The following is a 999-nucleotide window of genomic DNA, read 5'->3' on the forward strand; positions in this document are numbered from 1 at the left end:
AGTTGGGCATGTAACTGTGGAAGAGGGGGTAACTTTAACGATCGACCCGGGGGTAGAGGTCCAGTTTAATGGTTATTACTACCTCCGTATATATGGCATACTCGATGCGCAGGGCACAGCAGCAGACATGATCACGTTTACGTCCAACCAACCTAGTCCTGCGGCGGGGGATTGGTCTGGAATTAACTTGTATGGTAGCAACATCAGTACCATAAGGTACGCCATCGTGGAATATGCATACGTCGGAGTTAACATTTCAAGCATATCGGGCCAAAACTACACGGTTGAAGATTGTGTAATTCGAAACAACTGGCGAGGAGTTAGTATACAAAATCCCTCGGGAGCGACTATTCGAAACAACACTATTGAAGACAATACTGAGATGGGGATCTACGTTGGTGCCACTTCCAGAGGTGATTCTTCCCCGGCAATTGATAGCAACTTGATACAGGGCAACGATATTGGCATATCATTCAACGGCGGCTCTGCATCGGCTGTAACGAATAACACAATCATAAACAACACGACTTATGGTCTAGATCTCCGTATCTCCCAATATGGTTTTTTTCATGGCACGATAAATAACAATTCAATTTATGGCAATGGGGACTACAATTTACATGTGTATACTAATGCCAACACCTATCTTATTGATGCACGGAACAACTGGTGGGGCACAACTGATGTAACCTCGATTCTATCAGGCATATATGACTGGCTTGATGACGATGACTTGGCAAGGGTAGATTTTCTGCAATTCCTGGACGGACCGGACGGCAGCCCTATACAAGATTCCTATGTCTATGGCCCGATTAATCAAGACACCACCTGGACATTAGCTGATTCACCGTACATTGTAGTTGGGCATGTAACTGTGGAAGAGGGGGTAACTTTAACGATCGACCCGGGGGTAGAGGTCCAGTTTAATGGTTATTACTACCTCCGTATATATGGCATACTCGATGCGCAGGGCACAGCAGCAGACATGATCACGTTTAC

General features: G+C 45.6%; 1 protein-coding gene. It reads left to right on the forward strand.

The genetic code is table 11. The features are described 5' to 3' along the window. Positions 1 to 999 (forward strand): right-handed parallel beta-helix repeat-containing protein (locus GY843_RS19700; protein ID WP_297312244.1); only part of this gene is annotated, 999 nt, incomplete at both ends.

Source organism: Neptuniibacter sp. (assembly GCF_024231755.1).
Lineage (GTDB): Bacteria > Pseudomonadota > Gammaproteobacteria > Pseudomonadales > Balneatricaceae > Neptuniibacter.